Source organism: uncultured Pseudoflavonifractor sp., assembly GCF_944387275.1.
GTDB lineage: Bacteria > Bacillota > Clostridia > Oscillospirales > Oscillospiraceae > Pseudoflavonifractor > Pseudoflavonifractor intestinihominis.
The window spans coordinates 23035-29034 of record NZ_CALXEG010000038.1 but is presented as its reverse complement, the minus strand read 5'-3'; the positions used below and the strand labels follow the sequence as shown (position 1 = coordinate 29034).

Genomic DNA, 6000 nt, shown 5'->3' with positions numbered 1-6000 from the left:
GCGAGGACGAGCCTCCGGCGGGGGACTTTTCTCCGGCGAAAAGTACCCAAAAGCCGCCATGGGGCAACAGGCGCGGAGGGCCCTTTCAGGGCCAAACGCGCCCGTTTCCCCCTGGTACCCCCTTCGGGGACGCGGCTTGCGGCGGTGGTGTCCAAGAAGCCGCCCAACTTGAAAGTAGTTGCTTGCCGGTTCGGCGCCCTGCGTGCCGTTCCCCTTCTGCCCGAGCAGGGTTAGCCCCCAGACTTGTAAATTGCTGCAATTCAAGGGGCGTTCTCAATGCCGCACAAAGTCTCTGCGCCGTGTTTCAGCTTTTCCCCCAGGCAAGCCTTCCCCCTGGGGGGAAGGTGCCCCCGAAGGGGGCGGATGAGGGGGACGGCAGCTTACAGTGCCACAAATGGGCCTCCGCATTAGCCCGGCGAAGCAAAAGATGGGGCAGGCAATACACTTTTGATGGTGAAAGGGTCAGGTTTCGCTCCGAAAGCGCAGAATAGACGGCAAAAAGCCGGCCTGTCAGACAGGCCGGCTTTTTGCCGGGAAAGAAGGAAAGAAGAAACGCGGCCCGATCGGCGGAACTTGCTCAAGGCTCCGTCCGGGCTTGGGAAGAGTCAAAAGAGAGAGGTATCATCTCTGTTGACATGCATATGATACCCAATCAAGCTGAAACCAGTCTGAAAAAAATGGGAACATTTTATGAACGGAGAAGGCCACTTTGTGAATATTTTTTGAAAAGCCGTCCTCCGTCGGGAAAATCCTGCCGGAGGACGGCTGAAAAGGCCAAAATGCGGCCCAATATGGCGAAATTTACTCCAGATAGATGCCCTGCAGGCGCTCCAGCTTCCGGTTGTTGAGGCCCATGGGGCCGGTGAGAAAGGCGTCCATGGAGCCGAACCGCTGGTCGATCTCCTCCAGCAGAAGCGCCAGGTTCTGCCGGTCCACGCCCGCGGTGGCCTGGATGGCGGGCATGAGGGCCTCGGCGTCGCCGGGGCAGTTCTGCCGGGCGTAGGCCTCGGCCTGGGCCAGCTCGTGGGCCAGATACCGGTTGGTGAGGAGGAAGTCCTCCAGGATGGTCTCCCGGTCGGCCCCCAGGGCGGAGAGGAGCAGGGCCGCGGCGATGCCGGTGCGGTCCTTGCCGGCGGTGCAGTGGAAGAGGAGGGCGTGCTCTCCGTCGTTCTTCAGGGCCAGGTCCAGGAAGGCCCGGTAGGCCTCCAGCCCCCAGGCGGTGAAGAACATCTCACAGTAGGACCGGTTGCTGAAGGTGCCCGACCTGGCCATGGCCAGCAGCAGGGCGTTGAAGTCGCTCCGGTCGTGCTCCGCCACCGAGCGGGCGGCCTGGCTCATACCGCCGCCGTTCTCGTCCAGCACCAGCAGGTGGTAGAAGGAGGTGCCCCGGAAAGCGGGGTCGGGCCGTGCGCCGGCCTCCTTGAGGGTGCGGAAGTCGGCCACCCAGGCCAGATGGTAGTCCTGGGCAAGGATGCGGCGGTCCTCCTCCGTGGCCTCCCACAGGGCGCCGGTGCGCAGCAGCAGCCCCTTCCGCACCTGTTTTCCGCCGGCGGCGGGAATGCCGCCCAACTCGCGGGCGTTTTTCACTCCGGTAAGACCGATGGATCTGGGCAGTTGGGACATGAACCGTCACTCCTTTTTTTCTGTGGCAGGAAACTGTGGCATACGAGGGGTTCCCCTCATCCGCCCCAGTGTGCGCACTGGGGCACCTTCCCCCCCAGGGGGAAGGCTTAGAACGCATCCCATAGGCTTCCCCCTGGGGGAAGCTGTCACGCCAAAGCGTGACTGATGAGGGGAATTGCGGCGTTCAGCGGAGACTGAAACACGGCGCAGAGACTGCGTGCGGCATTGAGAAAGGTCATTGAATTGCAGCGGCCCACAAGTCTGGGGGCTAACCCTGCTCGGGCAGAAGGGGAACGGCACACGGGGCACCGAACCGGCGTGGTAACTGCTCACAAATACGGCGGGTGATTGAATTTTGCCGCCGCCGGACGCGTCCTCGAAGGGGGTACCAGGGGGAAACGGGCGCGTTTGGCCCTGAAAGGGCCCTTCCGCGCCTGTTGCCCCATGGCGAGCTTTGCCTACTTTCCCTCGCTGGAAAGTAGGCCGTCGGAGACCGTTCCCCTCATCTTCGCAAGCTTGAAGGCCCTCCCCTCATCCGCCATCGTCCTCGCAAGCTGCGTATCGCTCAGCCCGCCGCAAGCGGCAGGCCTCGTTCACTCCGCTGCTCGTCCTCTCCCCACACGACCCGCTTCGCTGGGCTCGTGCGGGGGCCCCGAGAGGCAGCCACCTTCCCCCCAGGGGGAAGGCTTATGGGGCCTTATTCGGCAGTCTCGTCCTCTTTCTTGGTGCAGACGATGTTCAGCTCGTCCAGCTGCTTGGGGTCCACAAAGCTGGGGGCGCCCATCATCAGGTCCTGGGCGTTCTTGTTCATGGGGAAGGGGATAACCTCCCGGATGGAGTCCTCGCCGGAGAGCAGCATGACCATCCGGTCCACGCCGGGGGCGATACCGGCGTGCGGGGGGGCTCCGTAGGTGAAGGCGTTGTACATGGCGGGGAACTTGGCCTTGACGTCGTCCTCGCCCAGCCGCACCAGCTGGAAGGCCTCGATCATGATCTCCGGGTCGTGGTTCCGGACGGCGCCGGAGGACAGCTCCACGCCGTTGCACACCAGGTCGTACTGGAAGGCGGTGATGGACAGGGGGTCCACCTCACCGGCGGCGGCCTTTTTCAGGATATCCAGTCCGCCGTTGGGCATGGAGAAGGGGTTGTGGCAGAACTCCAGCTCGCCGCTCTCCTCGCCGATCTCGTACATGGGGAAGTCCACGATCCAGCAGAACTCATAGGTCTCCTTGTGGAAGTGGTCGGGGCACAGGGGGGCCAGCATCTTGATGAGCACGCCGGCGGTCTTCTGCGCCGAGAGCTTCTTGCCGGCGGTCAGGCCCACGAAGGTGCCCTTCTCCAGGCCCAGGGCGGCCACCACGGCGTCCTTGATGGGCTGGACGAACTTGGCGATGCCGCCCACGATCTCGCCCTTCTCGTCGTAGCGGAACCAGTAGACCTTGCCGCCGGCCTGGACCTCCACGTCGGCGCACAGCTTGTCGATCTGCTTGCGGGTGGCGGAGAAGCCGGTGACCTTCACGGCCTTGACGGTGTTGCCCTCAAAGGGGCCGAAGCCGCAGGCACCCAGGGCCTCGGTGGCGTCCTGGGCGGTCAGGTCGATGCGCAGGTCGGGCTTGTCGGAGCCGTAGGTCTCCATGGCCTCCAGGTAGGGGATGCGCTTGAAGGGGGCGGAGGAGGCGGAGTCGTACTTGCCGTACTTGGCGAAGATGGGGGGCAGCACGTCCTCCAGCACGGCGAACACGTCCTCCTGGTCGGCAAAGGCCATCTCCATGTCCAGCTGGTAGAACTCGCCGGGGGAGCGGTCGCCGCGGGCGTCCTCGTCCCGGAAGCAGGGGGCGATCTGGAAGTACTTGTCGAAGCCGGAGGCCATCAGCAGCTGCTTGAACTGCTGGGGGGCCTGGGGCAGCGCGTAGAACTTGCCGGGGTGCTTGCGGCTGGGCACCAGGTAGTCCCGGGCGCCCTCGGGGGAGGAGGCGGTCAGGATGGGGGTGGTGATCTCCATGAAGCCGTGGGCGGTCATGGCCTGCCGCAGGGCGGACACCACGTTGCAGCGGAGGACGATGTTATTCTTCACCTCCGGGTTGCGCAGGTCCAGATAGCGGTACTTGAGGCGGGCGGACTCGTCGGCCTCACGGCTGCGGTTGATGGGGAAGGGCAGCTCGTTGTGGCGGCAGCGGCCCAGCACCTCGATCTTCTGGGGCACCACCTCGATGTCGCCGGTGGGCAGCTTGGGGTTCTTGCTGTCCCGCTCCCGCACCACGCCGGTGACCTGGATGGTGGACTCCTTGTTCAGGGCCTTGATGGTCTTGACCATCTCCTCGGTCTCGGCCACCACCTGGGTGGTGCCGTAGAAGTCCCGCAGCACCAGGAAGCCCAGGTTGGCGCCCACCTCACGGAAGTTCTCCAGGAAGCCGGCCAGGGTGACGGTCTGTCCCACGTGCTCCATGCGGAGCTCCCCGCAGGAGTGGGTGCGGTAGTAGGTTTTGGCATTTGCCATGTCAAATCAACTCCAAAATGTAATATAATGCATAAGAATAACGGTTTGTATTTGAATTACCCCATCAGACGCTCCAGCAGTCCGTGGGAGTAGGGCTGGTCGATGGGCAGGGTGACGCCCAGGTTGTCCAGCTTGAGGGCGCTGCCGTCGGCGGCGCAGAACCACACGTCCAGGCTGTCCGGGTTGGCGGGGGAGAAGGCGCACTGGATGGTGCGCTGGACGCTGTCCAGCAGGGTGAAGGCCAGCTGGCTGGCGTCGTACATGTGGAACTGGTCCTTCTGGGGCTCGGCGGGGCCGGTGTACAGGGCGCAGGTGCTGGCCCAGGACACGGTCACGCCCCCCTTGCCCACGTAGATGTCGCCGGTGTCCAGGTTCCAGCCGGTGAGCTTGCTCATCTCGGAGAGCAGGTGCTTCACCACTGCGGCGCTGTCCGCGGCCGGGTCCAGGTCGGTGGCGGCGGCGGGGTAGGAGGTGAAGGAGCCGTCGGTGCCCACGTAGAGGGTGTAGGCCTGCGCCTGGGAGGCAGTCCCGCCCAGGTCCAGATAGCGGCTGTAGAACACCTGAATGTCCAGGTCCTTGTACTGCTCGGTGGCCATGTCCTTGGTGACGCCGAAGTAGGTCATGGCGCTGTTGGTCACGTAGTCCTTGTAGGTCTCGCCGCTGCTGAGGGTGTTGGACCAGTTGAAGGCAACGCCGCCCTCGGCGCTGGCGTCCTCCAGCCCGGAAATCAGGCTCAGGGCGTGGGTGAGGTACATCTGGGCGGTGACGGTCTTGCCATTGCCCTGGAAGTACACCGTGTCGGGCACGTCCAGGGAGGCCCACACCACAGCGTCAAAGGTGGGGGTGAAGGACACCCGCAGGTCGGCCCGGGCCACACGGGCCACCATGGCGGCGGCCTCGCTGCGGGTCAGGGTGTTGGACCCGGCGAACATGCCGTAGTCGTTGACGCCGGTGAGGATGCCCGCGTTGTAGAAGCGGAGCACGTCGGTGTCGGCGGTGTCGGGCAGGGCGGTGATGGTGTTGACGGCGGGCAGCTGATCCTCCGGCAGGGCGGCGGACAGCAGCTTGAGGAAGCCCAGCCGGGTGACGGTCTTATCGGGCTGGGACAGCAGGGAGAGCACCACCGCGTCGTCCTTGGCCAGGCCCTTCAGGTAGTCCACCGCGCCGGTGTACCAGGGGGAACCGGCAGGGTTGTCGAAGAGGCCGTCGCCGCCGTCCAGGATTTCGGCCATACGGGCGGCGATGGCCGCCGCCTCGGACACGGCCATGGTGCGGTAGGGCTCAAAGCCCCTGTCCGAGCCGGTGATGAGGCCGGTCTCGTAGCAGATTTTGGCGCTGGACTCAAACCAGCTGCCGGCGGGCACGTCGGCGTAGCCGGGGTAGGTGTTGAGGGAGGGGAAGGCGTCGACCGCGGAGGCCGCCAGGGCGGGGGCTCCGGTGAGGGTGAGGGCCAGAGACAGGCCCACGGCGATCAGCTTACGGTTCATATTGAAATCCTCCAGCAGACAGTCATAGTGTCGCGGAAATCCGCGCTCTCTTCAGACGGAAACCGGGGGGCGAAAGTTCCCATGGGAGTATGGGACGGGGACCGTCCCCTCATCCGACATCGTCGCCGCAAGTGCCATATCCCTCGCTTCCGCCTGAAGGCGAGAGCTCGCTCATTTTACTGCGGCTCCTCTCCCCACGAAAGGCGTTCCGCCTTCCGCGGGGGCCCCATTTTTGCCTCGCCGAGCTCATGTGGGGGCCCCAAGCAGCAGCATCCACCTTCCCCTCCAGGGGGAAGGCTTGCCTCGGGCAAAAGCTGAAACACGGCGCAGAGACTTTGTGCGGCATTGAGAACGGTCATTGAATTGCAGGGGTTTACAAGTCTGGGGGCTAAC

The 6000-nt window shown here is 64.6% G+C and carries 3 protein-coding genes; all 3 read right to left on the bottom strand.

Features of this window, described 5'->3' with window-relative positions:
- Nucleotides 1-801: 801 nt before the first annotated feature.
- Nucleotides 802-1623 (bottom strand): tyrosine-protein phosphatase, encoded by an 822-nt coding sequence (locus Q0K23_RS09960; RefSeq protein ID WP_294521525.1) that lies wholly within the window; start codon nucleotides 1621-1623, stop codon nucleotides 802-804.
- 697 nt (nucleotides 1624-2320) lie between these two features.
- Nucleotides 2321-4120 carry an aspartate--tRNA ligase gene (aspS, locus tag Q0K23_RS09955; protein ID WP_294521522.1) on the bottom strand — a complete coding sequence of 600 codons (1800 nt, stop codon included), beginning with the start codon at nucleotides 4118-4120 and terminating at the stop codon, nucleotides 2321-2323.
- Between the two features lie 56 nt (nucleotides 4121-4176).
- Nucleotides 4177-5607, bottom strand: coding sequence for a hypothetical protein (locus Q0K23_RS09950; protein WP_294521521.1), 1431 nt, complete (start codon nucleotides 5605-5607; stop codon nucleotides 4177-4179).
- Between the last annotated feature and the right edge of the window lie 393 nt (nucleotides 5608-6000).